Origin of the sequence: Streptomyces sp. NPDC005931, assembly GCF_042871235.1 — a bacterium.
Taxonomy (GTDB): domain Bacteria; phylum Actinomycetota; class Actinomycetes; order Streptomycetales; family Streptomycetaceae; genus Streptomyces.
In genome coordinates this window covers 45033-70772 of the sequence record NZ_JBIAIG010000015.1, presented here as the reverse complement: position 1 = coordinate 70772, position 25740 = coordinate 45033, and the positions used below count along the sequence as shown (strand labels likewise).

Annotated in this window: 20 protein-coding genes and 2 pseudogenes; 12 read left to right on the top strand and 10 right to left on the bottom strand. The window is 73.4% G+C overall.

The features are described 5' to 3' along the window. Positions 1-34 precede the first annotated feature (34 nt). The gene (locus tag ACFYOV_RS28060) at positions 35-841 is read left to right on the top strand and encodes an SGNH/GDSL hydrolase family protein (protein ID WP_389092196.1); all 807 of its coding nucleotides are present in this window, start codon (positions 35-37) and stop codon (positions 839-841) included. 4 nt (positions 842-845) lie between these two features. On the opposite strand, the gene ACFYOV_RS28055 is transcribed toward ACFYOV_RS28060, so the two are convergent. The 4 genes from ACFYOV_RS28055 to ACFYOV_RS28040 form a co-directional block, all read right to left on the bottom strand. Next, positions 846-2561, bottom strand: coding sequence for a serine/threonine-protein kinase (locus ACFYOV_RS28055; RefSeq protein WP_389092194.1), 1716 nt, complete (start codon positions 2559-2561; stop codon positions 846-848). Positions 2562-2570: 9 nt separating this feature from the next. Further along, complete coding sequence (locus tag ACFYOV_RS28050; protein WP_389092191.1) at positions 2571-4157, bottom strand: nickel transporter; 1587 nt, start codon at positions 4155-4157, stop codon at positions 2571-2573. Beyond that, positions 4154-6118, bottom strand: coding sequence for a tetratricopeptide repeat protein (locus tag ACFYOV_RS28045; protein WP_389092188.1), 1965 nt, complete (start codon positions 6116-6118; stop codon positions 4154-4156). Before ACFYOV_RS28045 ends, ACFYOV_RS28050 begins: the two co-directional genes overlap by 4 nt. Before the next feature lie 120 nt (positions 6119-6238). Further along, positions 6239-7771, bottom strand: coding sequence for a DUF4331 domain-containing protein (locus ACFYOV_RS28040; RefSeq protein ID WP_389092186.1), 1533 nt, complete (start codon positions 7769-7771; stop codon positions 6239-6241). A 198-nt stretch (positions 7772-7969) separates the two neighbouring features. Here ACFYOV_RS28040 and ACFYOV_RS28035 point away from each other — a divergent pair, with 198 nt between their 5' ends. From ACFYOV_RS28035 to ACFYOV_RS28025, 3 genes are all read left to right on the top strand, one after another. Further along, positions 7970-8557, top strand: coding sequence for a sigma-70 family RNA polymerase sigma factor (locus ACFYOV_RS28035; RefSeq protein ID WP_389092184.1), 588 nt, complete (start codon positions 7970-7972; stop codon positions 8555-8557). Positions 8558-8612: 55 nt separating this feature from the next. Next, a complete protein-coding gene (locus ACFYOV_RS28030; protein WP_389092182.1) occupies positions 8613-9431 on the top strand; it encodes an anti-sigma factor domain-containing protein in 819 nt (272 codons plus the stop codon). A gap of 126 nt (positions 9432-9557) precedes the next feature. Next, on the top strand, positions 9558-9821 hold the full coding sequence (locus ACFYOV_RS28025) for a hypothetical protein (RefSeq protein WP_389092180.1): 264 nt from the start codon (positions 9558-9560) through the stop codon (positions 9819-9821). A gap of 192 nt (positions 9822-10013) precedes the next feature. Here ACFYOV_RS28025 and ACFYOV_RS28020 read toward each other — a convergent pair whose 3' ends face one another. Then, complete coding sequence (locus tag ACFYOV_RS28020; protein ID WP_389092178.1) at positions 10014-10796, bottom strand: ABC transporter permease; 783 nt, start codon at positions 10794-10796, stop codon at positions 10014-10016. Continuing rightward, on the bottom strand, positions 10793-11761 hold the full coding sequence (locus tag ACFYOV_RS28015) for an ATP-binding cassette domain-containing protein (protein ID WP_389092177.1): 969 nt from the start codon (positions 11759-11761) through the stop codon (positions 10793-10795). Before ACFYOV_RS28015 ends, ACFYOV_RS28020 begins: the two co-directional genes overlap by 4 nt. Positions 11762-11824: 63 nt before the next feature. Here ACFYOV_RS28015 and ACFYOV_RS28010 point away from each other — a divergent pair, with 63 nt between their 5' ends. Continuing rightward, a complete protein-coding gene (locus ACFYOV_RS28010) occupies positions 11825-12547 on the top strand; it encodes a TetR/AcrR family transcriptional regulator (protein WP_389092174.1) in 723 nt (240 codons plus the stop codon). Positions 12548-12572: 25 nt separating this feature from the next. On the opposite strand, the gene ACFYOV_RS28005 is transcribed toward ACFYOV_RS28010, so the two are convergent. Genes ACFYOV_RS28005 through hmgA form a run of 3 tightly spaced genes read right to left on the bottom strand, consistent with a single transcriptional unit; the run spans position 12573 to position 15878 of the window. Beyond that, positions 12573-13757, bottom strand: a complete 1185-nt coding sequence (locus tag ACFYOV_RS28005; protein WP_389092172.1) for a type ISP restriction/modification enzyme — start codon at positions 13755-13757, stop codon at positions 12573-12575. A 28-nt stretch (positions 13758-13785) separates the two neighbouring features. Beyond that, complete coding sequence (locus ACFYOV_RS28000; protein WP_389092170.1) at positions 13786-14535, bottom strand: GntR family transcriptional regulator; 750 nt, start codon at positions 14533-14535, stop codon at positions 13786-13788. Between the two features lie 26 nt (positions 14536-14561). Further along, on the bottom strand, positions 14562-15878 hold the full coding sequence (gene hmgA / locus ACFYOV_RS27995) for a homogentisate 1,2-dioxygenase (RefSeq protein ID WP_389092168.1): 1317 nt from the start codon (positions 15876-15878) through the stop codon (positions 14562-14564). 998 nt (positions 15879-16876) lie between these two features. Here hmgA and ACFYOV_RS27990 point away from each other — a divergent pair. The 4 genes and pseudogenes from ACFYOV_RS27990 to ACFYOV_RS27975 form a co-directional block, all read left to right on the top strand. Beyond that, on the top strand, positions 16877-17506 hold the full coding sequence (locus ACFYOV_RS27990) for a TetR family transcriptional regulator (protein ID WP_389092165.1): 630 nt from the start codon (positions 16877-16879) through the stop codon (positions 17504-17506). A 166-nt stretch (positions 17507-17672) separates the two neighbouring features. Beyond that, positions 17673-19955: a molybdopterin oxidoreductase family protein gene (locus ACFYOV_RS27985; protein ID WP_389092163.1), complete on the top strand. Its 2283-nt coding sequence runs from the start codon at positions 17673-17675 to the stop codon at positions 19953-19955. A 133-nt stretch (positions 19956-20088) separates the two neighbouring features. Continuing rightward, complete coding sequence (locus ACFYOV_RS27980) at positions 20089-21519, top strand: CitMHS family transporter (RefSeq protein WP_389092160.1); 1431 nt, start codon at positions 20089-20091, stop codon at positions 21517-21519. A gap of 148 nt (positions 21520-21667) precedes the next feature. Next, positions 21668-22551, top strand: a pseudogene (locus ACFYOV_RS27975) (Tn3 family transposase); the annotation flags it as partial. Positions 22552-22579: 28 nt separating this feature from the next. Here the strand turns inward: ACFYOV_RS27975 and ACFYOV_RS27970 are convergent. Further along, positions 22580-23041 carry an ester cyclase gene (locus ACFYOV_RS27970; protein ID WP_389092158.1) on the bottom strand — a complete coding sequence of 154 codons (462 nt, stop codon included), beginning with the start codon at positions 23039-23041 and terminating at the stop codon, positions 22580-22582. A 95-nt stretch (positions 23042-23136) separates the two neighbouring features. On the opposite strand from ACFYOV_RS27970, the gene ACFYOV_RS27965 reads away from it, so the two are divergent. The 3 genes and pseudogenes from ACFYOV_RS27965 (at position 23137) to ACFYOV_RS27955 (ending at position 25654) form a co-directional block, all read left to right on the top strand. Beyond that, positions 23137-23604 (top strand): MarR family winged helix-turn-helix transcriptional regulator, encoded by a 468-nt coding sequence (locus tag ACFYOV_RS27965; RefSeq protein WP_389092155.1) that lies wholly within the window; start codon positions 23137-23139, stop codon positions 23602-23604. Positions 23605-23693: 89 nt separating this feature from the next. Beyond that, positions 23694-24113 (top strand): annotated as a pseudogene (locus ACFYOV_RS27960) (MFS transporter); the annotation flags it as partial. Between the two features lie 200 nt (positions 24114-24313). Beyond that, positions 24314-25654, top strand: a complete 1341-nt coding sequence (locus ACFYOV_RS27955; RefSeq protein ID WP_389092153.1) for an ABC transporter ATP-binding protein — start codon at positions 24314-24316, stop codon at positions 25652-25654. Positions 25655-25740 lie beyond the last annotated feature (86 nt).

Sequence of the window (25740 nt, the reverse complement as noted above, 5' to 3'; positions counted from 1 at the left end):
GGTTGTGGCAGAGATCCTGCTAAAGGGAGGTTCCATGAGACGTTCCCGACTTGTCCTCTTTCTGAGCTCGTTCCTCCTCGCGGTCGCCACCGCCCTCACCGGTGCCGGTGCGGCTCAGGCGTCCCAACAGGCCACGGCCGGCGGGTATGTGGCGCTCGGTGACTCCTACTCCTCAGGTGTCGGAGCCGGCAGCTACCTCAGCTCCAGCGGCGACTGCAAGCGCAGCACCAAGGCCTACCCGTACCTGTGGGCGGCCGCCCATTCACCCTCGAGCTTCGCCTTCACCGCCTGCTCGGGCGCTCGTACGGGTGATGTTCTCGCCGGGCAGCTCGGCCCGCTCGGCACCACCACCGGTCTGGTCTCCATCAGCGTCGGCGGCAACGACGCCGGATTCGCGGACGTCATGACGACCTGTGTGCTCCAGTCCGACAGCACCTGCCTGTCGCGGATCGCCACCGCGCGGTCGTACGTCGACTCCACGCTCCCCGGCAAGCTCGACAGCGTCTACTCGGCCATCCGCACCCGGGCCCCCAACGCCCGTGTCGTCGTGCTCGGCTACCCCCGCTTCTACAAGCTCGGCACCACCTGCGTCGGCCTCTCCGAGACCAAGCGGAAGGCGATCAACGACGCCGCCGACTACCTCGACAGCGCCATCGCCGTGCGCGCCCGCGCCCACGGCTTCACCTTCGGTGATGTGCGCCCCACCTTCACCGGGCACGAGATCTGCTCCGGCAGCTCCTGGTTGCACAGCCTGAACTGGCTCAACGTCGGCGATTCGTACCACCCCACGGCGGGCGGCCAGTCCGGCGGCTATCTGCCGGTCCTCAACAGCACTGCCTGAGCCGTCAGGGAAGGGGCACCGAACCGGATGGAGAACCGGAAGGAGAGCCGGAAGGAGGGCCGACCGAAGCAGAAGGCGAGACCCCGCCCGGCGGGGTCTCCGTCCCGCACGTCACCGAGAACGGCACGGAGTCCGACGTGGTGCGCACCGGCTCCCGGACCTCCACCCCGATCGCGTTCTCGACCGTCCCCGTCTCCGAGTACGTGGTCACCGTCACCGAGTCCTGCCGGGTGCTCGCGCCGCCCTCCGGGAACGACAGCGTCCGCCACCGGCCATCGGCCACCGAACCGTCCCGCGCCACCCAGCGGTAGGACACCTCCGCGGGCAGCCGTCCCACGGTGAACGTCGCCGTGAACGCGGGCGCCCGCTCCCTCGGTGGCGGACAGACGCCGGAGTACTCCGTACGCGCGCCGGTCACCGTGACCCGCACCGACTGCGCCGGGGGAGTGCTCTCCTGCCCGCTCGCACTGGGTGTCGGCGACGGCTGCCCGGTGCCCGGCGTCCGGCCGGCCTCCTCGTCACCGGTCCCTGCGGGCGAACTCACCCCGGTGCGGGGGTCGTCTGCCTCCGCGCCGCCGTCCCCGCGGTTCACCAGCGCGTACATCAGCCACGCCAGTGCCAGGAGCAGCACGGCCACGCCCGCCGCCAGGACCCCGGTGGCCCGGCGGCCGCCTTCGGGGCGGTTCCGTGTGGTGGCGCCGGAGGGCGTCACCGGGAGCGGCACCGGGAGCGGCACCGGGGGCGTGAGCCCCGGGCGCGTGCGCGGGCCCGGCTGCGGATGCGCGGCCCCGGTCGGCGCGTACGGCGACGAGCGCGCCGTGTCCGCACCGGGTGCGCCGACCCCGGGGGCACCCCCGGCACCGACCACCCGCAACTGCCGCAGCGCCTCCTCGGCCGGCAGCCGCTCGGCCGGGTCCTTGCGCAGCAGGCCCTCGAGAACCGGGGCGAGCGGCCCGGCCCTGCGCGGCGGCGGCAACTCCTCGTCGACGATCGCGCGCAGCGTGCTCAGCGGGGTGTCCTGCCGGAAGGGCGAGTGCCCCTCCACCGCCGCGTACAGCAGCACGCCCAGCGACCACAGGTCGGACTCGGGCCCGGGGGTGCGCCCCAGCGCCCGCTCCGGGGCGAGGAACTCGGGCGACCCGATGACCTCGCCGGTCATGGTGAGCGCGGAGCTGCCCTCCACCATGGCGATCCCGAAGTCGGTGAGCACGATCCGGCCGTCGTTCGCGATCAGCACGTTGGCCGGCTTCACGTCCCGGTGCAGCACACCCGCCCCGTGCGCCGCCCGCAGCGCGGAGAGCACCTCCGCGCCGATGTGCGCCGCCCGCCGCGGCGGCAGCGGACCCTCGGCGTCCAGCACCTCGGCCAGGGAGAGGCCGCGGACCAGCTCCATGACGATCCAGGGGCGCCCTTCCTCCGTCGCCACGTCGTACACCGTCACCACGCCGCGGTCGGCGACCCGGGCCGCGGCCCACGCCTCCCGCTCCAGACGTGCGTACATCCGCTCCACGTCGGACACCGGCAGCCCGGCCGGGGCACGTACCTCCTTGACGGCGACCTCGCGGTGCAGCACCTCGTCGCGGGCCCGCCATACGGTGCCCATGCCGCCCTCGCCCAGCGGCGACAGCAGCCGGTACCGGCCCGCGATCACCCGCTCACTGCCCGGTCCTTCGGACACGGCGCCCCCATTCGCATCCGGGCGAAATCTCCCTTTCCTCATGAACGTAGCTCAGCCGAGTGCCGATGCCGCCCCCCTGAACACCAATCCGGCCCCCAGGGCCACCACGACGAACGCCGAGCCAAGGGGGGCGCTGCGCCGTACGCGTGAGACCACGGGGCCCGCCGTCCAGCGAGGACGCCGCTCCAGCAGCCGGGCCATCCCGCTGCCCGCCCCGACCACCGCGTACCCGGCGGCGGTGAGGGTCAGGGCGAGACCGCCGCCGTACGCCACGACGAGCAGCAGACCGAACCACGCCTGGCCGAGGGCCGCGGCGCCCACGAGCACCACCACGGCGGACGGGCTGGGCACGAGCCCGCCGGCGAACCCGAGCAGGAGCGTGCCGCGCAGAGTGGGGGCGGTGGGGTGGCTGTGGGTGGAGCCGCCATGGGTGTGCACGACGGCGTGCGGGTGGCCGTGGTCCTCGCCGGGGGCGTGCCCGTGGGGGTGCCCGTGCGAGTGCCCGTGGGGGTGTCCGTGGGGGTGCCCGTGCGAGTGCCCGTGCGAGTGCCCGTGGGGCTGTGCGTGGGCGTGCGAAGACGGGTTACCGGTGTGCGGGGGACGGCCCCGGCCGCGCAGGGCCCGGCGTACCAGGCTCGCGCCCGCGAGGGTGACGAGGAGGCCACTGGCGATGCCCAGCCACGCGATCACCGAGGGCGCGGCGGCCGAACCGGCGGTGACCAGCAGGCCGAGGGCGACCACACCGAGGGTGTGGGTGACCGTCACCGAGGCGGCCATCGGCAGGACGTCCCTGAGGCGGGCCCGCCCGCCCCGGGCCGCCGCGGCGGCGGCCATCAGGGTCTTGCCGTGCCCCGGCGCCAGCGCGTGCAGCGCACCCAGCACGACGGCGATCAGCAGGGCCGACGCGGCGACACCGACGCCCAGGTCGTGACGGGAGACGAGGTCGTCCAGGGCGCGGGTCCAGCGGTCGGCACCGCGCGGGAGCACCGAGGCGGCGGGCGCCCCGGTGTCCTTCTCGGGCAGGGCCGCTCCGCCCGGGCGCACGCGCAGGGAAGCTGTCGTGGTGTCCGCCGGGGAGGACAGCAACTCCTCCGGGTAGCGGGTCAGCTCACGGGACGACGAGGTCCTCGGCACGTTCGACGCGGTGAGCGTCATGCGGTCGCCCCGTGCGGTGATCTCCCGCCAGCCGGGCCCGGAGGACGCGCCGGCCCCCCGGAAGTCGATGTCCACCGGGTCGCCCTCGGGGAGGGGAGCGGACAGCCGGCACTCCACGCGCACGGTGTCCAGTCCCGCCTGACCGGGCCGCACGCGCGCGTGCCCGTCCCGCGCGGTGAGCGGGACGGCCCGTCCGCCGACGCGCACCTCGCTGTCCCGGGCGGCCGCGGCACAGCGCTGCCGCGCCCACTCGGCCGGGCCCAGCCGGTCGAGGTCGGGCCTGGCCTGGGTGGCCGGGATCTCGGCCAGGTCCTCGACGTGGTGGACGCGCAGTTCACCGGGGGCGGCGACCAGACCGTCGTACCGGTTGACGGTGAAGTTGCCGAGCGGATGCGCGCTCGCGGTGGCGGCCGGCCCCAGCGCGAGGGCGCAGGCCGCGGCGAGGACGGCGGTACCGGCGGCGACCGGTCGGGGGAGGGTCACGGGGCCGCCTCCAGGTCCTTCAGCGTGGCGCGGGCGGTACGGGCGCCCAGGGGGGAGAAGCCGGGGTTGAGACCGAGGGCGGCGGTCAGCGACGCACGGGCGGCGGGGCCCTGGCCGGTGGCGTGCTCGATCATGCCGCGGTGGTAGAGGAAGGCGGCGTTGCGGTAGCCCGTGGCGGTGGCCCGACGGGCGTAGGGCAGCGCCTCCTCGTCGCGGCCGTTGACGTGCAGCGCCCAGGCGAGGGCGTCCGCGGTGTGCACGCTGTGCCGTCGGTCCCACGCGGCGCGGGCCGCGCGCAGCGCCTCGGCCGGGTCCCCGTGGTCGGCCGCGGCCAGCGCGGTGTCGAGGTCGGCGTCGACACCACCGGCGCGGGCCAGCGCGGTCCAGGCGTCCACCAGGGCGTACTGGCCGCGCGCCCTCGCCCGGTCCCCGTCGGCGCCCCTGGCCTCGTACAGCTCGCCCAGGGCGACCAGCGGGCCCGGCAGCGGGGCACGGGCGACGACCTGCTCCAGGTCCGCGATCGCGCCCGCGCGGTCACCGCTCGCCGCCCGGGCGGCGGCCCGGCCCTCCAGCGCGGGCAGGTAGTCCTCGTCGGCGGCGAGCGCGCGGGCGAAGTGCCGCAGCGCCGCGCCATGGTCGCCCTCGCTCCAGGCGAGCCGGCCCAGGGAGCTCGCCACGTACGCCGTGTCCGCGGGCGTCGCGGCGCTTCCCAGGGCGAGTTCGAGGACCTCTCGGGCGCCCCGGACGTCGCCGCGCAGCTCCCGCACGTACGCGTACCGGGTGAAGACCGGCACCCCGGGCCGCCTGTCGTCCGCGGTGTCGGCGGCCTCGGCGGCCTCGTCGTACCGGCCGAGCTCCACCAGGGCGTCGACACGGATCGACAGGGCGCGCTCGTTGTAGGGGTTCCGTTCCAGCGCGCGGTCCGCGTGGTTCAGGGCACCGGTGAAGTCGTGCCGGGCCGCGGCGAGGGCGGCGCGGCCGGCGAGGGCCGGGTCGTTGCCGGGCTCGAGCGCGAGGGAGCGGCGCAGTGCCCGGTCGGCCTGCGGGTAGCGGGAGGGGTCGCCGTCGGTCCGCGCCTGCTCGACATAGGCGACGCCGAGGGTGGCCCACGAGCCGGAGTCCCTCGGCTGGGCGCGGAGATGGGCCTGCAGCGCACGGATCCCCGCGTCGAGGTCGCCCCCGGCCAGTGCACCGGGCGGGAGCGCCGCGGCGGCGGGAGCGGGGGTGACCGCGTCCCGCCCACCCCCGACCGCGACGGCCCCCGCGGTCATGGCCACGGCCAGCAGCAGGGCACATCCGGCCACACGCGCCCCGCGCGCCCGCCGCCCGGTCCGGACGAACCGCCACAGGGCCGTCGGGCGCTGCTCGCGCGCGGCACGGGGGCCGGGGGCGGGACCGTCGGCGTCGTCGGCCCGGGCGGGGCGCGGGCGGAGTGCGGGCGGGGTGTCGCCGGGGGACGTGTCTGCGGCGTCCGGTACTTCCGGTACTTCCGGTACTTCCGGTGCAACCGGTGCGCCCGGTGCGGTTTCGGTGAGGGGCGTGCTGGTGGTGGGTGTGCTTGCGAGGTCGGATGCGGTCGGTGCGGTTTCGGTGGTCGGCGTGCTCCTGAAACGCGGTGCGTCTGATGGGGTTTCGCTGGTGGGCGCGCTCTCGAGGTCCGATCCGGCGGGTGCGGGCCCGGCGGGGGGCGTGTCCGAGGGGTACGGCCCCGGCGTGGCGTCCGAGGCCTCCGGTCGTCCGGACGGGGTCGGTGCCGCGTCCGGGGCGTGCTGTCCGGACGGCTTCGGGGGCGCGTCCGAGGTGTCCGGTCCCCGTTCGGGAGGCGGCGGGTCCGCGGCGCGGTGGCCGTTCCCGCGGGTGCCGCTGTTCCCGGGGCCGGGCGCGGGACCGTGCCCCGGTGGTGCCGTCGGCCCGCTGCCCTGGCCGCTCTCCGTGGCGTGGTCGTTCATACGCGGAGGCATGCCTCTCCTCGGTCGCTCGCTGGTGCGGGAGTCGGCGGCGCGGCCCGCGCCGTGGGGGACGGTGGGACGGGCCGCGCCTGTCGATGGGCCGGGCGGTGCGCCCGGCAGCCGGTGTGTGGGTCAGTAGGCCCGGCCGCGCATCCGGCGCCACCACATCAGGGCCGCGCCGATGAGCAGGATGCCGCCGGCTCCCGCGCCCGCGGACGCGGCGACCAGCGTCGTGTTGCCGGAGCCCTCCGTGCCCGCCGGGCGCAGGGCGTCACCGAGCTGGCTGCGCACGTCGTTGCCGCCGTCCACGCCCTTGGCGACCGGGCCGCGCGAGCCCTCGGTCGGGTTGGCCAGGTAGGGGAAGGAGTGCCCGAACTCCTTGTCGTTGGCGTCGACCGCGTCACCCAGGTCGTTCTTCGCGCCCACCAGTTCGCCCTCGACGACCTGGAGCGCCGCGTCGATCACGTCGTCCGTCAGCCGCCGCCCGTTCGGGAAGCCCGCGTTGTCCCCGTCCAGTACGCCCAGGCGCTTCGGCTCACCGGCCGGCTCGATCGAGGTGTTCAGGCGCAGCATCTCCGACGGCGTCACGTGCGGAGGCTGGTTGAGCCCCTCCACGCCCTTGAGGAACACGTCGACCAGATCGTTGCGGGGCTCGGCGGGCGCCTCGATCTTGTAGATCGCCTCGATGAGCTTCGGCAGCTCGGGGTTGGTGACGTTCTTCAGGAACTGCGCGTCGTCCTGGGGCGCGGACGCGTTGAACGTGTCCTTGTCCTTCAGCGGGTTGACGACCTCGTTGACCAGCGGGCTGCCCAGCCGGGAGACCTGCGTGAAGTCGCCCTTGGCGTTCTTGCGTTGCGTCGTCGACCAGATGCCGACGACCGGCTGCTCCGCCGACTCGGTGATCATGTGCGTGGGGACCTGAAGGGCGACGGAGTTGACGTTGTAGCCCTTGAGGGTGTCGTTGCCGACCTCCGAGAGGTTCCCCCCGTACAGCAGGTCGAAGACGCGCAGGTCGAGGAAGAACGGGTCGTCGGCCTGCCCGGCGAACGTCGTCGCCCCGCCCGCCAGTTCGCGCACGGCCTGCTTGCGGAGGGTGTCGTAGTCCGGCATCGACGCCTTGCCGACGTTCGACGGCGCCACCGGCACGTCGTCCGCGATCTTCGTACGGGACACCGCGTGCTGGTTCTTCAGCTTCAGCAGTTCGATGTCGTAGGTCTGCGTGATGTTGAGGTCGGGGTCGTCCAGGCTGGTGACCGGACCCGTGTTGTAGAGGAACGTCTTGTCGTTCTTGGTGTGCGTGTCGAACGTGTACCGGAACACCAGGTCGCCCTGTGCGTCGCCGTTGTTGTCGACGTGGATGTCGTACTGCGCGTCCTCGGCGAACGGGAAGAAGTTCGGTCCGCCGGCCGGTTCCTCGAAGGGGATCCAGTTCGCGATGACCGTCGTCGTGTCCGGCTTGTCAGGACTGACGAACGCGTACAGGTCCGTGTTGTCGTACTGCGGGGTCCCCGAGATCAGCGGGGCCTCCCGGTGGCTGGAGGCGGAGGCCGCCCCCGGTTCCAGCGCGGTCACGCCGGCGGCTGCGAGCCCCCCGGCGGCCAGCGCACCACAGATGAGGGTCGCGAGGCTCCTGCGTCCCGCGCCGGTCCTGGAGTTAGGTGTCATGCCGTCCGTCCTCAGTGCCAACTTGCCTGACGCCACGGGATTCGGAGCCGGCGCGGGGGCGGATTGGTCGAGTTCCGAAAGTTTTTCGCCGCGCCCTGCGGCGCGACGGGCGGGACCCGGTATTTCTCGCAGCTCGACCCGCGTTTTCGGCCCGCTGATCCGTACTTCCTCCGGAGGCGCGCTCGCTGCGCACGCCTCGTGCGACAGGCGGCCCGGAAGCGGGCCGGGAGAGGGGGATGCGCGTTGGAGGCGGACGAGCTTCTGGTGCTGGTGGCAGGCGGCGACCAGAAGGCATTCGAGGATCTGTACGGGCTCGTGTCCGGGCCGGTGTTCGGACTGGTGCGGCGTGTGGTGCGGGATCCCGCGCAGTCCGAGGAGGTGGCCCAGGAGGTGCTGCTCGAACTGTGGCGGTCCGCCGCGAAGTTCGACCCCCGCCGGGGCAGCGCGCTGTCCTGGGTCCTCACCCTCGCCCACCGCCGGGCCGTCGACCGGGTGCGCAGCGCCCGCGCCGCCGGTGAGCGCGAGCAGCGGGAGGCCCGGCGCGGTACGGGACCGGCGTTCGACCAGGTCGCCGAGGAGGTCGAGGCCGGTCTCGAACGCGAGTGGGTGCGCCGCTGCCTGGACCGACTCACCGCCCTCCAGCGCCAGTCCGTCACCCTCGCCTACTACGACGGCTACACCTACCGTGAGGTGGCCGAGCGGCTCAGACTTCCGCTGGGCACGGTCAAGACCCGTATGCGCGACGGTCTCACCCGCCTGCGCGACTGCCTGGGAGGTGCGGCATGAGCGTTCCGGACCGCCGCCCCGGCACCGCCCCCTTCTTGCGCCCGGGAGGTGCCGCGTGAGCCTGTTCGACCGACTGCTGCGCCGCGGGGAGCTGCACTCGCTGGCCGCTCCCTACGCGCTGGACGCGCTGGAACCTGCCGAGCGTGTCCGCTTCGAGAGGCACCTGGGGTCCTGCGAGCGCTGCGCCGCCGAGGTGCGGGCGCTCGCCGAGGACGCCGTGCGGCTCGCCTGCTCCACGGCCGCACCACCGCCCCCCGCGCTGCGTGACCGGGTGCTCGCCGCCGTGCGGACGATCCCCCAGCAGCCCGCGCCCCGCGACCCGGCACGCGCCCGTGCGCCGCAACTGCCCCCGCACGTCTGGGGCGTCGAGCCCCCGCCGCGCGGCCGGCAACGGCGGCGCCTTCCGCTGTTCGTGCCGTTCGCGACGGCCACCGCCGCCGCTGCCCTCGTGGTCGCCTCGCTGTTCGCGGTCCAGGCGAACCGCGCCGAGGACCGGCTGACCGCCGAACGGGACCGGTCACGTGAGATCGCCCACGTTCTCGCGGCTCCGGACGCCCGTGCGGGCAGCGGCCGGGACGGTGCGGGCCACACGATCGGAGTGATCGCCTCCGCATCGACGGGGAGCGCGATCGTCACCCTCGGCGGATACGACGACCCTCCGAACGGACGTGTGCGGCAGCTGTGGCTCATGCGTCCGGGCACGCAACCGCGTTCCCTGGGGCTCTTCGAGCGCGACACGCCCTTGATCGCCTCCGATCTGGACCGGACCGCGACGTCACTCGCCGTGACCGTGGAACCTGACGGCGGGTCACCGCGTCCCACCACCCAGCCCATCGTCCAACTCGCCCTGAATGCGGTCGGATTCGGAGAGTAGTCGGTACGCATGCGTCAACCCCCTTACGGGCAAGGTGAATCCTGTGACCGAGATACACGCGTGCCCGGACGGGGCGATAGGGTTACCCTGCCCGGGCCGGGTGGACTCGTACGGGTGGGGAGTGACATGGAACAGATAACAGTGCGCAGCAGGGCCAGGGTCCCTGCGATCACCTGCGGAAGCAGCGCGACCAGTACGCGCCTCGACCGGCACCTCTCGGTGCTCGCGGGGCCGGCGGTCCCGCAGCGCGAGACCGCCGAGGCGACGTCGCTGATGCGTGAGCTGACCGCGCACGACCGCGGTGCCCGGGGCGCGCGAGCACGGGTGAGCCGCGTCTCGCTCTTCGCCCCGCTGCGCCGACTGCGCCGTTCCCTGTTCGGCAGCCGGTAGAGCCCGCGCCCGGACGGCACCACGCCGTCCCGGCGCAGCACCGCCCGCCCCGTCCGTCATCCCCACGGCACACGGCGTGCCGGTGCGCTCCGAGCGCGGACACACCTCACGGATCGTCCATCGGTCGGCCCCCCGTCCCACCCGGCAGCGAGTCGGGGGGCCGCCGGCCCACCCCGGTCCCCTCGCCGGGTCTCACCGCTCCCCGTACGCGTACCGGCGAACCGCGAGCGGGACGAACACCACCAGCAGCACCGCGCACCAGGCCAGCGATCCCGCGACGGGGTGCGCCACCGGCCACGCCGCCCCCTCGGGCACGGGGGCGTTGCCGAAGAGGACCCGCAGCGCCGCCGCAACCGCGCTGATCGGATTCCACTCCGCCACCGTCCTCAGCCGGTCCGGCAGCCCCTGCGTGGGGAGGTAGGCGCCGGACAGCAGCGGCAGCAGGAAGGTCGCCCCGCCCAGTTGACCGGCCGTCTCCTCGTTCCTGGTGAGCAGCCCGAGGAAGATCCCGGTCCACGTGCAGGCGAACCGGAACAGCAGCAGCAGGCCCACCGCGCCCAGCGCGCCGGTCGCCGAGCCCTCCACCCGCCAGCCCGCCGTGAGCCCCACCAGCAGGAACGGCACGGTCCCCGCCGCCGTCACCACCAGGTCCCCTACTGCCTGCCCGAGCGGCACCGCGGCCCGGCTGACGGGCAGGGTGCGCAGCCGGTCCGTCACCCCGCGGTGGACGTCCTGGGCGGACTGGAACATGCCGGTCATGACACCACCCGCCGCGGTCGCCACCAGCAGCCCCGGCACGAGGAAGGACCGGTACTCGGTCCCCGGCACGGCCAGCGCGCTGCCGAACACGTAGCCGAAGAACAGCAGCATGCTGATGGGCATCGTCTGAGTGAGGACCAGCAGGCCCGGGTTGTTCCGGATCCGCCGCAGCTGTCGGCCCAGCACCACGGTGCCGTCGTACGCCGGCCCGCTCATGCCGCACGCTCCCCCGCCCCGGCGGAGCCGGACCCGGAAGGTTCGGTCAGTCTCAGGAACACCTCGTCCAGCGTCGGTGGCCGCAGGCTCGCGTCGAGCAGTGGCACGCCTGCCGCGTCCAGCGCGCGCACCAGGCGGGGCAGGGTGAGCGTGGGGTCCCTGGTGACCGCCCCGACGGCGTGGCGCTCGCGGTCGAGGGACGGCTCGGCGCCGGTGAGCCGGTCCAGCACGCCCGCCGCCGGGACCAGGGCGTCCGCGTCGGCGACCACGACCTCGGCGTACGTCCCCACGATCGCCTTCAGGTCCGCCGGCGAGCCCGTGTGCGCGACCCGGCCCCGGTCCATCAGAACGATGTCGTCGGCGAGCTGGTCGGCCTTCTCCAGGTACTGGGTGGTGAGCAGTACCGCGGAGCCCGCGGCGGTCAGCTCGCGCACCGCGTTCCCGATCAGCGTGCGGCCGGCCGGGTCCAGCCCGGTCGTCGGCTCGTCCAGGAACAGCACGTCGGGGCGGCGGACCAGGCTCGCCGCCAGGTCCAGCCGACGCCGCATGCCGCCCGAGTAACCGGACGCGGGCCGGTCGGCCGCCTCCGTCAGCCCGAACCTCTCCAGCAGCTCGGCGGCCCGTGCGGCGGCGCCGCGCACCCGGTGCAGCCGGGCGAACAGCCGTAGGTTCTCGCGTCCCGTGAGGTCCCCGTCGACCGAGGTGTCCTGCCCCGTGACCCCGATCCGTGCGCGGACGGCCGCGGGCTCCCGTACGAGGTCGTGGCCCGCGACGCGGGCCGAGCCCGCGTCGGGCCGCAGCAGCGTGGCCAGCAGCCGCACCGCCGTCGTCTTGCCCGCGCCGTTGGGCCCGAGCACGCCGCACACCGTGCCCTCGGGCACGGCCAGATCCAGCCCGCGCAGGGCGCGCACGGCACCGAAGCGCTTCTCGAGACCCTCACTAAGTACAGCGTACGTAGTAGTCATGAAGCGACCATAGCGCACTACGTACGGTGTACGTAACTAGGATGGTGGGCGAGGTGATGACCGATGGCGGGCCGAGCGGCCGAACCCGAAGTGATCTGGGCGCGCCCCGAGCGCGCCGGCCGTGGACCGAGACCGGCGTACCGCCGGGCCGACATCGCCGCCGCGGCGGTGCGGATCGCCGACGCCGAGGGCCTGGACGCGGTCTCCATGCGCCGCGTCGCCGCGGAGCTGGGCTGCGGCACCATGTCGCTGTACAACTACGTCCCCCGCAAGGAGGACCTGTACGAGCTGATGGTCGACGCGGTGAGTGGTGAGCACGAGCTGTGGGAGCCGGCCGGTGACTGGCGCGCCGACATGCTCCGGGTGGCCCACCGGACGCGGGCGCTGATGCACCGCCACCCCTGGCTGCCCCGCCTGATGTCACCCGTCCACGGCTTCAGCCCCAACGGTCTGCGCCACCTGGAGCACTGCCTGGCCTGTCTGGACCCCCTGCCGGAGACCTACGGCACCAAGCTGGAGCTGATCGCGATGCTGAACGGCGTCGTGACGACCTACGTCACCAGCGAACTGGCCATGACCGAACGGGCCCGCTCCCTGCCCTGGTCCCAGGAGCAGGAGCACGCGGCGCGGACCGCCTACCTGGCCGGGCGGATCGCCACCGGCACCTACCCGCGGATGGCAGCGGCCTTCGCGGAGGACAGCGGGCCGATCGACATGGAGGCGGTGTTCGAACGGGCGCTCGGGCGCGTGCTGGACGGCTTCGATCCCGGGCGTCGGGCGGGCTGAGCGGGCGCGGCGGATCCGGACGGGCTCAGATCAGCGCGAGCTGGCCCCCCGGTCCCTCCTCGTGGGCGTCGAGCACCGAGGCGGGCCGGCGTGCGAAGTCCGGCACGGGAAGGACGCCCGCCCCGCGCAGCTCCGCCCGCGTGATCGGGTCCGGTGGCGTCGAGTCCGTCAACGCCCTCTGCCGGGGCCGCAGTTCGGCGAGCAGAGAAAGGACCGTGATCAGTTCCAGCAGCTCCGAGGTCCAGGTCTGCGGCCAGGTGGACGGCCGGACGGCGGCCAGGGTGCCCGGATCGGCCTCCCGCGTGCGGGCCGCGAACCACTCCTCGAGCACCCGCACCCCACCCACCCGGAAGTCCCACGCCTCGGGCGGCACCGGGGAGATGCGGCCCTCGTCGAGGAACAACGCCTCCTCGTCCCGGTCGTAGCGCAGGGCGACCGGGCGGGCCGGCAGCGGCGCGCGTACGTACGGACGGCGCCCGCCCGGGAGCCTGGGCCGTTCCCCGTCGCGCCGCATCAGCCACAGCATCCGGTGACCCACCTCCAGGCCCGACGCCCACACGCCGGCGTCCCCCGTGAGCGGCACCACGAGTCCGTCGGGCGTGGCGCGCACGACGGCCACCGCCCACGCGGCGACGTCCGCCGCGCTGACCTCCCGGCCCAGCCGCGAGGCCAGGTGCCCGGTCAGGCCGGGCGCCAGATTGGGTTCCGCACCACCGGGCCGGCGGTACAGCGGACGGACGCGGCCGGGGCGCAGCAGGGGCAGCAGGGACGTGGCGAGCAGGAGCGGGCCGCAGGTGCCGTCGGCCGCCGGCGCCTCGGCCACGAAGACCTGCCGCTCGTCCGCCACCCGCCACAGCTCCGGTCGGGCCGCGTCGATCAGGCGGTGGTCGGGTATGAGCCACTGCTCGTCGAAGGGCGCGTACAGCACCCGGACCGGCTCCGGACACGGCTCCGAGGCGCGGGCCAGTCTCCCGGTGCCGCCGCCACGACCGGGCAGCTGCCCGACCGCCGTGTACGGCGTCCGGGCACGGGTCGCGAGGAACAGGGCGTCGCGGGCGGTCCCCTCGGCCTTCAGCAGCGCGTCCCAACGGGCCTTCAGGGACGCCGCGTCGGGGGCCGCCGGCCACCCCCGGCCGAGCCGCGGCGGTGCGACGGACCACGGCATGAGGTCCGCCAGCAGCGGAGCGTCGTCGTGCGTCACGCTGGGCATCGTACGGCCTGTGGCGCGGGCACGCGGGTCAGGTGGCGTCCAGGGTCACCGTGAAGGAGAAGCGGTCCCCCCGGTAGCGGATGACGGCCACGTCCAGGGGCCGTCCCTCGGTGTCGTACGTGACGCCGGTGTAGTGCAGGATCGGGCTGAGCAGCGGCACCCGGAGCAGCCGGGCCGTCTCCGGGTCCGCGAGCCGCGCCTCCACGGTGTCCGTGATGCGGCTGATGTCCACCCCGACGACGTCCCGCAGCACCTTGGTCATCGGCCAGCGCACCAGGTCGTCCAGGTCGATGCGGGCGGCCAGTTCGGGGCGGACCCAGTTGCGGGCGTGATTGGTCGGCTCGCCCGTCTTCTCGTCGCTGCGCAGCCGGTGGTAGGCGGCCGTCTCCGTCAAGTCCGGGAAGTACGGGGCGAGTTCCGCCGGCACCGGCGCGGTGCCGTGCTCCAGCAGTTCGGTGGTCATGCCGGACTGCTGGGCCACGATCGCGTCCACCGAGCCCAGCAGGCGCACGGGGGTGCCCCTGCGGGCGTCGGGCTCGATGAAGGTGCCGCGCCGCCGGTGGCGGGTGATCAGCCCCTCGTCCTCCAACTCCTTCAGCGCCTGCCGCATGGTCAGCACGCTCACTCCGTAGTGCCCCGCCAGCTGTTCCTCGGTGGGAAGGCGCAGGGGGTCCTGGGGCGAGCGGCCGAGGATCGAGGCGCGCAGCGACTGCGACACCTGGTACCAGAGCGGCAGCTTGCGATTCAGGACGATCGAGTCCGGAGCGAAGGAGGTCACGGGCTATCCGTACCGGTCGGCACCGTTCAGTGCAACGGCCTGAAGTGACGCTCGAGACCCTGCCACACGTCGTCGTAGCCCTGTTGCAGGTGCTCCGCGCGGGCCGCCTGGGGCGTCAGGGTCACCGGCCAGCGGGTCTCGAACATGAAGGCAAGCCCGTCGTCGATCTTCTGCGGCCGCAGCTCCGCGGCGCTCGCGCGGTCGAACGTCTCACGGTCCGGACCGTGCGCCGACATCATGTTGTGCAGCGAGCCCCCGCCCGGCACGAAGCCCTCCGCCTTGGCGTCGTAGGCGCCCTCGATCAGGCCCATGTACTCGCTCATCACGTTCCGGTGAAAGTACGGCGGCCGAAACGTGTCCTCGCCCACGAGCCAGCGCGGGGCGAAGACCACGAAGTCCACCCCGGCCAGCCCCGGGGTGTCGCTCGGTGACGTCAGCACCGTGAAGATCGACGGATCCGGGTGGTCGTAGGAGATGGTGCCCATCACATTGAAACGGCGCAGGTCATAGGCGTAGGGCACATGGTTGCCGTGCCAGGCCACGACATCGAGGGGGGAGTGGCCGTAGGTCGCCGACCAGAGGTTGCCGCAGAACTTGTTCACCACCTCCACCGGCCCCTCGACGTCCTCGTACGCGGCGACGGGCGCGCGGAAGTCCCGGGCGTTGGCGAGCCCGTTCGCTCCGATCGGGCCGAGATCGGGGAGCTGGAAGGGCGCGCCATAGTTCTCGCACACATAACCGCGGGCAGAGTCATCCAGGAGCTCCACACGGAAGCGCACACCACGGGGGATCAGCGCGATGTGTCCGGGCTCCACATGCAGCAGCCCGAACTCGGTGTGCAGCAGCAGTCCGCCGCGCTCCGGGACGATCAGCAGTTCGCCGTCGGCGTCGCTGAAGACGCGCTCCATCGAGGAGGTGGCGTGGTAGAGGTGCACGGCGATGCCGGTGCGCTGGGTGGCGTCTCCGTTGCCGCCCAGGGTCCACAGGCCGGCCAGGAAGTCCGTGCCCTCGGCCGGCTCCGGCAGCGGGTTCCAGCGCAGGCGGTTGGGGTCGGGCACCGTCTGGGTGAAGGGCGCGGTGCGGATCGCGCCGTTGCCCGTGCGGGTGAACGCCGGGTGGGCGGCCGACGGACGGATCCGGTACAGCCACGAGCGGCGGTTGTGCGCCCGTGGTTCGGTGAAGGCCGAACCGCTCAGCTGTTCCGCGTACAGCCCGAGGGGAGCGCGCTGGGGCGAGTTGCGGCCCACGGGCAAGGCGCCCGGGACCGCCTCGGAGCTGTGCTCGTTGCCGAATCCGGAGAGGTACTCCAGTTTCTCGGCGGCCTTGCGCGCGTCCCCGCTCATGTTCGCTGCTCCCTCGCGATCTGATTCCTATGCAACACCGTAGGATTGCGTTTTCTCCGACGCAAGGGGGCCACGCGATCCCGCCGCGCGGGTTCCGCCGTCCGCCGGGACCCGGATCCGCTTCCGGGGTCGGCGTCCTCTTGGTGGAGGACGCCGAACCCGACTTGAGGGGGATCCGCAAGATCGGAGCGGTGTTCTACGCTCCCCAGCATGTCGTGGACGCGGAACCTCCTCACCGCGCTCGCCATCCGTGGCGTGCCCGACGCCGGGGGCGGCCGGCACGAGGGGCCGACCGTGCGCAACGCCCGCGCCTCGTCCGCCGGCACGCCGAAGCGGGTGGGGGCGGACCACGGGCCCGCCCTTCTCGGCCACGACGGCCGCCTCACTGCCCGGCTGCGAGGTCCGCACCACCGCCCCGCCGCCCATGCCGTCCCGCACGGCGCCTGCCAGGTCAGCGCCCGCCGCTGCGCCGACGACGGCGCCGTCCGGGCCGTGGACGGCGGACCCGTGGAGGGTACGGCCGACATCACCGTCTCCGAGCCGGGCCGGCGGGACATGGCGAGCGCGAACGAGGGCCCGCGGGACATGGCGAGCGCGAACGGGGGCCCGCGGGACATGGCGAGCGCGAACGGGGGCCCGCGGAACGCGACGCCCGGGTCGCGCGGAGTCGGGCCGGGTGCCCCGACGCGCACCGCCTCCCGCGGAACGGGAATCGGGAGGCGCACGGTGTGCCCGGATACGGGTAGCGGGAGGTGCGCGGTGTTCCCTGGCACGGGCATCGGGAGGCGCGCGGCATGCACGCAGACGGGTGTCGCGAGGCGCACGGCGTTCCCGGGAACGGGTGTCGCGAGGCGCACGGTATTCCTGGGAGCCGGCATCGCGACGCGCACGGTATTCCTGGGTGCCGGCGCCCCGGAGCGCACCGCGGTCCGTGGCCGCAGCCCTGCCGGACCCCGTAGCGGAGGGTGGGGTTCAGCGGCCCGGAGCGGCGGGGCATCATGAAGCCCGTGCCCCACGTGACATCGCTCCGCCGTGCGCCCGTGCAGCGGCGCAGTGCCGAACGGCTGGCCCGGATCCTCGACGCCTGCGCCGAGCTGCTCGACGAGGTCGGCTACGACGACCTGAGCACCCGTGCGGTCGCGCAGCGCGCCGGCGTGCCGATCGGCTCGGTCTACCGCTTCTTCGGCAACAAGCGCCAGATGGCCGACGCGCTGGCCCAGCGCAATCTCGAGCGCTTCTCCGAGCGGATCGCCGAACGGCTCCGGGGCACCGGCGACCGGGGCTGGCGGCACGCCATGGACGTGGTGATCGACGAGTACCTGGACATGAAGCGCACCGCGCCCGGCTTCTCGTTGGTCGACTTCGGCAACCAGATACCGGTCGGCGCCCGCCGGACCGAGCCCAACCACCGTGTCGCCGATCGCCTCACCGACCTCCTCGCCGGATACCTCGGCCGCACCCCGGACGAGGATCTGCGCCGCGCCTTCCTGATCGCCGTGGAGACCGCCGACGCCCTCGTCCACCTGGCCTTCCGGGTGGCACCGGAGGGGGACGAGAAGGTCATCGGGGAGATGAGGGAGATGCTGGGGGCGTATCTGGCCCGTGTGCTGGACCGCCCCGGTTCCTGACCCGCGCCGCCGCCCGTCCCGCACGCCGGGGACGGTGCCCGCCGCCCCACCGTCACGACTCGCCCGCCGTACCCCCTCCCCTCCATGCATACCGGTCGGTATGCTCGGCCCCGTCCGTGCGTCACCGCATCCGGCCGTACCCGAGCCGCCGTACCCGGGAGGTCCCGTGTCCCGCACCGCCCTTCGTATCTGCCCCCTGTGCGAGGCCACCTGCGGCCTGACGCTCACCATCCAGGCGGGCCGCGTCACCCACGCCCGCGGCGACCGCGACGACGTGTTCAGCAAGGGGTTCATCTGCCCCAAGGGCGCTTCCTTCGGCGCCGTCGACAGCGACCCCGACCGACTGCGCACCCCGCTCGTCCGCAAGGACGGCGAGCTGCGCGAGGCCACCTGGGAGGAGGCGTTCGACGCGGTCGCGGCCGGCATCCGCCCCGTCGTCGAGCGGTACGGCCCGAACGCCGTCGGTGTCGTCCTCGGCAACCCCAACGTGCACACCATGGCCGGTGCCCTCTACCCGCCCGTACTGCTCGGCGCGCTGCGCACCCGCAGCCTGTTCAGCGCCTCCACGGTCGACCAGATGCCCAAGCACGTCTCCAGCGGCCTGCTCTACGGCGACGCCGGCGCCATCCCGGTGCCCGATCTCGACCGCACCGACCACCTGCTGCTGATCGGCGCCAACCCGCTGGAGTCCAACGGCAGCCTGTGCACCGCCCCGGACTTCCCGGGCCGGCTCAAGGCCCTCAAGGCCCGCGGCGGCACCCTCACCGTCATCGACCCCCGCCGCACCCGCACCGCCCGCCTCGCCGACCGGCACATCCCAGTCCGCCCCGGAACCGACGCCCTGCTGCTCGCGGCGATGGTCACCGTCCTCTTCGAGGAAGGGCTCGCCGACCCGGGTGACCTGGCACCCCACGTGCAGGGCGTGGGCGAAGTCGCCGACGCCCTGAAGGACTTCACCCCGGAGGCCGTCGCCCCCGCCTGCGACGTCGACGCGGCCACCATCCGTGCCCTCGCCCGCGAACTCGCCGCCGCCCCCACCGCCGCCGTCTACGGCCGCATCGGCAGCTGCACGGTGCCGCACGGCACCCTGGCCAGCTGGCTCGTCGACGTCCTCAACATCCTCACCGGCAATCTCGACCGGCCCGGCGGCGCCCTCTTCCCCCAGGCCGCCACCGCCAGGACCCCGCGCCCCGCCGGACCCGGCCGCGGCTTCGCGCTGGGGCGCTGGCACTCCCGGGTGAGCCGGCACCCCGAGGCCAAGGGCGAGTTGCCGCTGTCCGCGCTCGCCGAGGAGATCGACACCCCGACGAAGGAGGGCGAACCCGTCCGGTCCCTCGTCGTCGTCGCCGCCAACCCCGTCCTCTCCGCCCCCGACGGCGACCGGCTCGACAAGGCCCTGGAATCCCTGGAGTTCATGGTCAGCGTCGACCCCTATCTCAACGAGACGTCCCGCCACGCCCACGTCGTCCTGCCGCCGCCCCCGCCCTCGCAGAGTCCGCACCACGACTTCGCGTTCAACGCGCTGGCCGTCCGCAACCAGGTCCGCTACACCCGCCCGGCCGTTCCGCTGGAGCCGGGCCGCATGGCCGAGACCGAGATCCTCGCCCGACTCGTCCTCGCCGTGAGCGGGATGCACGGCGCCGACCCTTCGGCCGTGGACACCATGGTGATCGGCCAGACCCTCGGCAAGGCGGTCACGGACCCCCACTCCCCGGTGCACGGCCGTGACCCCGAGGAACTGGCGGCGCTGCTGACCGGTGAGAACGGCCCCGAACGCCGGCTGGACATGATGCTGCGCCTCGGTCCGTACGGCGACGGCTTCGGCGCCGACCCGGAGGGGCTCGGCCTCGACAAGCTGCTCGCCCATCCGCACGGGATCGACCTCGGACCGCTGCGGCCCCGGCTGCCGCAGCCGCTCAAGACCCGCAGCGGGAAAGTGGAGTTGCTGCCGGAACCCATCGCAGCCGACCTCCCGCGCCTGCGCGCGGCCATGGCGTCCACGGCGCCCGAGCAGGACGGCCCCGGCGAGCTCCTGCTCGTGGGCCGCCGCCACCTGCGCTCCAACAACAGCTGGATGCACAACGTGCCCGCCCTCACCGGCGGCTCCAACCGCTGCACCGTGCACCTCCACCCCGAGGACGCCGAGCGCCTCGGCGTCCGGGACGGAGAGCCGGTGCGTGTCAAGGGTGCCGGGGGAGAGGTGACCGCGCCCGCCGAGGTCACCGACGCGGTGCGCCGGGGCGTGGTGAGCCTCCCGCACGGCTGGGGCCACGACCGGCCCGGCACGCGCCAGCGGCACGCCGCGGCCGACCCCGGGGCCAACGTCAACCAGCTCCTCGACGGCAGCCTCCTCGACCCGCTCTCGGGCAACGCCGTCCTCAACGCCGTGCCGGTCGAGGTGGCCCCGCTGACCGCCCCCGCGGCCGAAAGGCTCAGCGCTCTGACCTGAGCTAAGCCATGACCTGGGGTTTTGCTCTTATTGCTCGCGGGTCGACGTCTTGTTGACGCCGCATGACGGAACCTAACGTCGTCGCACTGCCGGCCCTGGTGGGAGTTCAAGGGCGAACGTTAGGTGTCCATTCATGCTGACCATCCTCGGCTTCGCCATGATCGCGACCTTCCTGGTCCTGATCATGCTGAAGAAGATGTCGCCGATCGCGGCGCTCGTGCTGATTCCCGCGCTCTTCTGCGTGTTCGTCGGCAAGGGCGCCCGGCTCGGTGACTACGTCATCGACGGCGTCTCCAGCCTCGCCCCCACGGCGGCGATGCTGATGTTCGCGATCGTCTACTTCGGCGTGATGATCGACGTCGGTCTCTTCGACCCGATCGTCCGCGGGATCCTCCGGTTCTGCAAGGCGGACCCGATGCGGATCGTCGTCGGCACCGCGGTGCTCGCCGCGATCGTGTCGCTGGACGGCGACGGGTCCACCACCTTCATGATCACCGTCTCGGCGATGTATCCGCTGTACAAGCGCCTGAGGATGAGCCTGGTCGTGATGACCGGCGTCGCCGCCATGGCCAACGGCGTGATGAACACCCTTCCCTGGGGCGGTCCGACCGCCCGCGCCGCGACCGCGCTCGACCTCGACGCCGGCGACATCTTCGTCCCCATGATCCCCGCGCTGCTGGTCGGCCTGCTGGGCGTCTTCGTCCTGTCCTACGTGCTCGGTCTGCGCGAGCGCCGGCGGCTGGGAGTGCTCACGCTCGAACAGGACGGGGCCGGGGGCGAGGCCGACGCCGAGGCCGGGGCGAACGAGCCCGAGACCGTGCTGGCCGGCGTGGGCGCGGGCGAGGGCAACGGTTCCGCCCGGAGCACCCTGACCACCGGCGATTCCGGCGCCGGCCCCGATGCCGGGGAGCCGGACGACGACTTCCAGGGCCTCGACCCGCACCGTGCCACCCTGCGCCCCGGGCTCTACTGGTTCAACGCGCTGCTCACCGTGACCCTGCTCACCGCCATGATCATGGAGTGGCTGCCCATCCCGGTGCTGTTCCTGCTCGGCGCCGCGCTCGCACTCACCGTCAACTTCCCGCACATCCCCGACCAGAAGGCCCGGATCGCCGCCCACGCCGACAACGTCCTGAACGTCTCCGGCATGGTCTTCGCCGCCGCCGTCTTCACCGGCGTCCTCCAGGGCACCGGCATGGTCGACCACATGGCCACCTGGCTGGTGGACACCATCCCGGACGGCATGGGCCCGCACATGGCGATCGTCACCGGTCTGCTGAGCCTGCCGCTGACCTACTTCATGTCGAACGACGGCTTCTACTTCGGTGTGCTGCCCGTCCTCGCCGAGGCCGGTGCCGCACACGGCGTCTCCCCGGTGGAGATGGCCCGCGCCTCCCTGGTCGGCCAGCCGCTGCACATGTCCAGTCCGCTCGTGCCGGCGGTGTACGTGCTGGTCGGCATGGCCAAGGTCGAGTTCGGCGACCACACCCGGTTCGTGGTGAAGTGGGCCGCCCTGACCTGTCTGCTGATCCTGGCCGCCGGCCTGCTCTTCGGCATCGTCTGACGTCTCCCACCCCAGGGAGGGGACCACCGTGAGGCCCGGTACGCACCGCGTCCGGCTGCTCCGCCTCGTCATCGCCTTCGGCTTCGCGCAGGGGGCGGTGTCGATGGCCCGGCCCGCCGTCTCGTACCGGGCCCTGGCGCTCGGCGCGGACGAGCGGGCGGTCGGGGCGATCGCGGGGGTGTACGCGCCGCGCGACAGCCGGTTCACCCTGGACACGCTGCTGAACCTGGACGGCGGGGTGAAGCCGGAGATGGTGGCCATCGACAACGCCTCGTACTCGGACATGGCCTTAGGCCTGTACAAAATGCTCGGCTTCCGCTTCGCCCCGCGCTTCCGTGACCTGGCCGACCAGCGGTTCTGGCGGGCCGACCTGCCCGACGGCGACGGCACGGAGCCGGCCTCTGGGTACGGGCCGCTGGAGGCCGTGGCCTGCACCAAGGTCAACCTCAAGCGGATCGAGACGCAATGGCCGGACACCCGGACATGCTCCGGGTCGCCGGATCGCTGATCACCAACCAGGTGCGGGCCTACGACCTGTTGCGGATGTTCGGCCGCGAGGGCCACCCGACCCCGCTGGGGGCGGCGTTCGCCGAGTACGGGCGGATCGACAAGACCATGCACCTGCTCGCCGTGGTCGACCCGGTCGACGACACCTACCGGCGGCTGATGAGCCGGCAGCTCACCGTGCAGGAGTCCCGCCACCGGCTCGCCCGCGCGATCTGCCACGGCGGCCGCGGCCAGATCCGCCGGGCGTACCGCGAAGGTCAGGAGGACCAGCTCGCCGCCCTCGGCCTGGTCCTCAACGCCGTCGTCCTGTGGAACACCCGCTACCTCGACGCCGCCGTCGCCCAACTCCGCGCCGAGGGCCACGACATCAAGGACGAGGACGTCGCCCGCCTCTCTCCCCTCAAGGACCGGCACATCAACTTCCTGGGCCGCTACCTGTTCCACATCAGGAACAGCGGCCCCGACCGCGGTCTGCGGCCCTTCCGGGACCCCGCTGTTGACGCCGACCATGACGAGGAGGGCTGACTCACTGCCGGGGCTCGGTCTGGCCGGTTCAGTGGTGGGCGGGGCCATTGGGGCCGGAGACAGCGCCGAGCTGGGACAGGCCGTCGAGGATGTCGGTGCAGGTCCAGTATTCGACGAACCGGCCACCTCGGACGCGCAGGATGTCGTTGCCGCTGAAGGAGATCTTCGTGCCGACGGGTGCGGTGGCCTGGGGGATGCCGCCGGTGTAGGTGGCGCTCATCGTCCAGCGGGCGGAGATGAGGTCGCCGTCGACGATCGGGCCGAGGTCGACGGTGATGGTGATGTCACCGAAAGCGGCCATGGTCTGCTCGATCTCCGGCAGCAGGCGCTCGGGGCCGGTGACGGCCTCGGAGTCGCTGCCGTCGGGGCGGGCCTGGTGGACGACGAACCCCGGGTCGAGGATCTCTGCTGCGTGGGTGAAGTCGCCGCGCCACAGCTCGCTCCAGCGGTGGTAGAGGGCGCGCAGCTGCTCGGGGGTGTGACTGGTCATGGGTTCTCCATGGAAGGCATGGTAAAAAGGACTGGAATCTGCATCACACATTATCTGCGCGGCGCAGATATGAGTAGGACATGAGGTTGCTTTCCATGTCAAACCGAACCCGTGAGGAGCTGATCGCGGCACTCGCCTCGACGGCCCGGCGCCACCACGCCGCGTACACGCTGTTCAACCAGGCCATGGCCGAGCATCTCGGCCTGCACCCCACCGACCTGCAGTGCGTGAGCCTGCTCGCCCTGGAGCCCGGCCCCCGCACCACCGGGGAGATCGCGGAGCTGACCGGGCTGACCTCCGGATCCGCCACCCGCCTGGTCGACCGCCTACAGAAGGCCGGCCTCGCCGAACGCCATCCGGACGCCCACGACCGGCGCAAGATGCTCGTCAGCCTCACCGCCGGCCGCGGCCCCGAGATCGAGGCAGCCTGGGATGCCCCCGGCGAAGCCTTCGATCGAGCCCTGGACGACTTCACCGACGACGAGCTCACTGTCATCGAGCGCTACCTCCAGCGCACCACCGACGTCGGTACCGCGCAGACCGCGCGTCTGCGCATCGGCTGAGGCGACACCGAACCCCCACGGGCGCCTCCCGCGTGCACGGCCCGGCCGGATAGGCCGCGGCTGACATGCCCGCAGATCTTCGAAAACGTCTGGCGGCGCTGCTGTGCGCGGGCATGGTGCTGCCGGTGCCGGTGCCGGTGCCGGTGCCGGTGCCGGTGCCGGTGTGGGCTCCGGCGCCGATGCCGGCGGTCCTTGGTTTCTGTCTCGGCGTCGGCCAGCCCCTGTCCATGACGACGGTCGTGCAGGCCGCCCCCGCCGCCGCCCGCTCCACCGCCCTCGCCCTGCGTCTCACCGGCAACCGGCTGGGCCAGGCGGCCGCTCCCGCGGCGGCGGGCCCGACCGCGGGTGTCGCGGGAGCGGCGGCCCCGTTCGTCATGCTGGGCGCCCTGCTGCTCCCGTCGGCGGGAGTGGCCCTGCGCACGCCGTCCCGTCCGGGCGACGAGGGCGACCCGACGGGACCGGACCGCGTGCCGCCGACCGGCTCGCCGCGCCCGGGCGCGGAGCGCACGCGCCGGGGACACGGGCCACTGGACCCTGAATCCCGCCGTCCGCCGTCTCACCTGCCGGACGGCTCTGTCCGATCATGCCCGGCATCTTCCCCGGCCGCCTACATTCCGTTAACTTCCGTGACTCACACGTCCCGTACGGCCCGTACGCGGCGTCCGACCGCGGAGCACCAGCGCCCTGACGAGCCCCCGGGGGCACCCTCATGACACGCGCCATCTCCCTGCACGACGTCAGCAAGTCCTACACGCGAGGGGTCCGCGTGGTGGACCACCTGTCCCTGGACATCGCGCCCGGCGAGTTCCTGGTCCTGCTCGGCCCCTCCGGATGCGGCAAGTCCACCGTGCTCAGGATGATCGCCGGCCTGGAGGACATCGACGAGGGCCGGCTGCTCCTCGACGGGGAGTACGGCAACGACCTGTCGCCCTCCGCACGGGACATGGCTATGGTGTTCCAGAACTTCGCCCTCTACCCCAGCATGACCAGCCGCGACAACATCGGCTTCCCGCTGCGCATCGAGGCCCCGGGCACCGACCCCCGCCCCCGCGTGGACGCCACCGCCCGCCTGCTGGGCATCGAGGACCTGCTCGACCGCTTCCCCGCCCAGCTCTCCGGCGGCGAACGGCAGCGCGTCGCCATGGGCCGGGCCATCGCCCGCCACCCTTCCGCCTTCCTGATGGACGAGCCGCTGTCCAACCTCGACGCCAAGCTCCGCAACCATCTGCGCGCCGAGATCTCCCAGCTCACCCGGGAGCTGGGGGTCACCACCGTCTACGTCACCCACGACCAGTCCGAGGCCATGTCGCTCGGCGACCGGGTCGCCGTACTGCGCGGCGGTGTCCTCCAGCAGGTCGGCACCCCGCGCACGGTGTACGCGCTGCCCGCCAACGTCTTCGTCGCCGCGTTCATCGGCACCCCGCGCATCAACCTGCTGCGCGGCCTGGTCCGCGCCCCGCTCGACGGGGCGATGACCGTCAGCCTCGGCAAGCAGTTCCTGCGTCTGCCCGAACCCCTCTCCCTGGACCACCAGTTGCTCCGCGTGCAGCAGGGCCGCGAGGTGATCGTGGGCCTGCGCTCCGAGGCCGTGCGGATCGCCAAGCCGTCGGCCGCCCGGCCCGGCGAGGTGGCGCTCACCGGGCTGGTCGAGCACGTGGAGTTCCAGGGCCACGAGGTCCTGGTGCACTTCAACACCGGCTCCACCCCCGCCGTGGTCCCCGAGCTGGAGGCCCCGCGCCCCGCCTCGGGCCGCACGGACCGGCGCCGCCGCCGCGAGGGCGGGGTCCTCGACCGGCTGCGCGAGCGCGCCGGGGCGCTGCGCACGGGCCCCGTGGCGACGCTGGACCGGCCCGAGGGGGAGGAACCCGCGCCCACGCCCGCCGAGCCCCGGCTGCCCGGCGACCTCATCGTGCGCACCACCCCGGACATCCGGCTCCGGCACGGCATGCAGGTCCCGCTCCTGGTCGACCTCGCCCACCTGTTCGTCTTCGACCAGCACGGCGAGCGCATCTGCCCCAGTCCCTCGCGCCTGCCCGACCTGGAGGAGTGACCCCGCGGCGTGAGGCGATCACGGGGGCGGGACCGTCCGCGGGGCGGGCCGCCCCTGGCGCCCGAAAACTAACATCGCTAGTTTAT

Excerpts from the sequence above, each read along its gene's own strand:
- ACFYOV_RS28015 (WP_389092177.1), bottom strand. The coding sequence starts at position 11,761 with ATGACTACTACGTACGCTGTACTTAGTGAGGGTCTCGAGAAGCGCTTC.
- ACFYOV_RS28060 (WP_389092196.1), top strand. The coding sequence starts at position 35 with ATGAGACGTTCCCGACTTGTCCTCTTTCTGAGCTCGTTCCTCCTCGCG.
- ACFYOV_RS28020 (WP_389092178.1), bottom strand. The coding sequence starts at position 10,796 with ATGAGCGGGCCGGCGTACGACGGCACCGTGGTGCTGGGCCGACAGCTG.
- ACFYOV_RS28055 (WP_389092194.1), bottom strand. The coding sequence starts at position 2,561 with ATGAGGAAAGGGAGATTTCGCCCGGATGCGAATGGGGGCGCCGTGTCC.
- ACFYOV_RS28005 (WP_389092172.1), bottom strand. The coding sequence starts at position 13,757 with ATGCCCAGCGTGACGCACGACGACGCTCCGCTGCTGGCGGACCTCATG.
- ACFYOV_RS27965 (WP_389092155.1), top strand. The coding sequence starts at position 23,137 with ATGTCAAACCGAACCCGTGAGGAGCTGATCGCGGCACTCGCCTCGACG.
- hmgA (WP_389092168.1), bottom strand. The coding sequence starts at position 15,878 with ATGAGCGGGGACGCGCGCAAGGCCGCCGAGAAACTGGAGTACCTCTCC.
- ACFYOV_RS28025 (WP_389092180.1), top strand. The coding sequence starts at position 9,558 with ATGGAACAGATAACAGTGCGCAGCAGGGCCAGGGTCCCTGCGATCACC.
- ACFYOV_RS27980 (WP_389092160.1), top strand. The coding sequence starts at position 20,089 with ATGCTGACCATCCTCGGCTTCGCCATGATCGCGACCTTCCTGGTCCTG.
- ACFYOV_RS28045 (WP_389092188.1), bottom strand. The coding sequence starts at position 6,118 with ATGCCTCCGCGTATGAACGACCACGCCACGGAGAGCGGCCAGGGCAGC.
- ACFYOV_RS27970 (WP_389092158.1), bottom strand. The coding sequence starts at position 23,041 with ATGACCAGTCACACCCCCGAGCAGCTGCGCGCCCTCTACCACCGCTGG.
- ACFYOV_RS27990 (WP_389092165.1), top strand. The coding sequence starts at position 16,877 with ATGAAGCCCGTGCCCCACGTGACATCGCTCCGCCGTGCGCCCGTGCAG.
- ACFYOV_RS28010 (WP_389092174.1), top strand. The coding sequence starts at position 11,825 with ATGGCGGGCCGAGCGGCCGAACCCGAAGTGATCTGGGCGCGCCCCGAG.
- ACFYOV_RS28040 (WP_389092186.1), bottom strand. The coding sequence starts at position 7,771 with ATGACACCTAACTCCAGGACCGGCGCGGGACGCAGGAGCCTCGCGACC.
- ACFYOV_RS27955 (WP_389092153.1), top strand. The coding sequence starts at position 24,314 with ATGACACGCGCCATCTCCCTGCACGACGTCAGCAAGTCCTACACGCGA.